At 40.3% G+C, this 2,425-nt stretch carries 1 protein-coding gene and 1 pseudogene; both read right to left on the reverse strand.

The window, feature by feature from the left end:
• A pseudogene (locus DW083_RS23260) lies at window positions 1-118 on the reverse strand (conjugal transfer protein TraI); the annotation flags it as partial.
• Window positions 115-1,776: a group II intron reverse transcriptase/maturase gene (gene ltrA / locus DW083_RS21820; RefSeq protein ID WP_122333818.1), complete on the reverse strand. Its 1,662-nt coding sequence runs from the start codon at window positions 1,774-1,776 to the stop codon at window positions 115-117. The pseudogene DW083_RS23260 and the gene ltrA, both read right to left, overlap by 4 nt.
• Between the last annotated feature and the right edge of the window lie 649 nt (window positions 1,777-2,425).

A 2,425-nucleotide genomic window follows, 5' to 3' on the forward strand; every position in this document is an offset into this window, starting at 1 on the left:
CCCGATAGCCGGGTAGGTCAGCTCCCTTACGGGAGCCTTCCCCCCTAAGAACCGTACATGAAAGTTTCCCTTCATACGGCTCAAGCAACTCAAAGTTTCTGTTATGAAACCGGCTCAAAGTAATTTCCATTTGTTGGTGTCAGTGATTTTACAGCATTTATTATGTGTCAGATATTTAATCTTCTTACCATTTACCGTTTTATGGGTTAATGTCCATGTGGTTTTGTCCGATAAGGGTTCACCACATACAGGACATCTTTGCATTTGATTTTCCCATGTCCTTAAAATGGTTCGATTGCCATTGAAGTGTTCCAACATCTGTTGGGTGCGTCGTTTTTTGTAGTAGACTTCCCATTGTGGGTCATAAGGATTTGAATCATTACATATTTTGATATGTCTTATTATTTTCTTGTCACACAATCTTTTAAGAGAAAATAGTTGTCCCGTGTTTTCTTCTTCCAACTGTGTTCCAAATATCCAGTTGTTCCCATCTACAGAATGGAAATATCGTTGTTTAATCCAACGCTTTCCCTTTTTGGGGTGTCTTCTAAACGACCATCTCCAGAGTTTTCGCACAATCATATGGTCTAACTTGTTAAATGTCTCTGAGGCAACACAGTTCCTGTAATAATTTCCCCAACCATCTATCACGGGGTTTAGAAGTCTTATAAGTATCTCTTGCTTCGCAGACTTGTTGCGTTCAACAATCTCTTTTATCTTCCCATAGAATTTCTTCACCTTATCTTTCGATGGGGTAATGAGAAGATTTCCTTTATATTTTCTGATGTTGAATCCAAGAAAATCAAATCCGTCATCTATATGGGTTATCTTCGTCTTTTCTTCGGAGAGAGTAAGACCTCTGACCGCTAAAAATTCTTTGACCATCGGCTTGATTTCATTTTCCAGTGTTTCTCTGTTTTCACAGGTAATAATGAAATCATCCGCATATCTGACCAAATAGACTTTTGGGTTGTAATACATTTTTCTTGTATTTATCGCCTTAAATCGCTTTGCAAGTAGACCCTGCAAACCATCTAATGTCATATTCGCCAAAGTCGGGGAGATAATTCCGCCCTGCGGAGTACCTTCTTCTGTCGGAAAGAGTTGTTTGTTAAGCACAAACCCGCATTTAAGCCATTTCTTCAACATTATTTTGTCCATTGGTATGTTGTCTATCAACCATTTGTGACTAATGTGGTCAAAACAGCCTTTTATATCTCCTTCCATAATCCATTTACATTGATAATCAGGAGATAAATGCAGAAAACACTGACTGATTGCATCTTTTGTACTTCTGTGTTTACGGAATCCAAAAGAGCTTTTATCAGCGGTAGTTTCCGATATGGGTTCTAATGCCAGCAGATACAATGCTTGCATTGCCCTGTCTTTCATTGTCGGTATTCCCAGTGGGCGCAACTTCCCGTTGCTCTTCTTAATATGCACCCTTTTTAGAGGTTGGGGAGTATAGCCTCTTCGCTTCAAATCGGAAATTGCTTTTGATTTGGAGAGATGAGTAGACCATGTTACTCCATCAACACCTGCTGTATCACTTCCTTTATTGGAAGTTACTTGTTTTATCGCTAATGCTTTAGCGTAAAACGAATGGGTCAATATCCACTGCAAGGCTTTCACCTTGTTGTGGCGACCATCTTTCTGAGCCTTTACAATACGAGCTTGTAGCTTCTTAACCTTTGCTTCACATTTCTTCCAGTCTATGCTTTCCCAAATAGTGATTTGTTGGTCAGTAGATGCACACGAGGTTTTAATTTCGTTCATTTGCTTTTCTCCTTTAAAAAGTTCTAAAAGTTTCTTGTAAAGAGTTACCTAACGCAGAAGTCTGCCCACTTTCGTGGTGAGTGATGTTGTTCCATTTAATTCAGAAACAGGACTCAACTCATATCCCCCTCATTACAAGGATGGCATTCGCTTTTTCTGCAATCCCATACCCGCACCCCCATAGGCTCACCTTGCGGTTCACTGTCCTGAAATTCAGGAGAGATACGGGTTTTCCGTGTTCTGTATATGTGACAATAAGATGGGTTAGAATCTGTCTTTTCACCGGCAGTACTAATGTTCGTGTAATCCCAGCATCAAGAGGATTAACCGACTGCATACCTTTTGGTAAAGCCTGTCAGTAGTCTTTGGCTTTTCTACAATCACGATGTTTAAGCGACAGTTCACTTTTGTTATTCATACCATCCAGCCTAGCTCCCCTACTATATGACACTAATAGCAGTTGTTTTCCCCTCACGGTTCAAACTTCTCCTTTCGGAAGGGCTTCATTGTCCGAGCAGCTTAGTACAAAACCATTACTGGTAATGCACCTGCCGTAGGCTACTGCTGACGAAACAGCAGGTTCAATCAGATTATTACTTTCTTGTAATAGCCAGTTGAACAATCACATACACAACTTAGCACGTCACAG

The organism is Parabacteroides sp. AF48-14, assembly GCF_003477465.1.
GTDB classification, from domain to species: domain Bacteria; phylum Bacteroidota; class Bacteroidia; order Bacteroidales; family Tannerellaceae; genus Parabacteroides; species Parabacteroides acidifaciens.

What these genes read in the sequence shown, in the direction of transcription:
- ltrA (WP_122333818.1), bottom strand. Translation starts at nt 1,776, where the DNA reads ATGAACGAAATTAAAACCTCGTGTGCATCTACTGACCAACAAATCACT.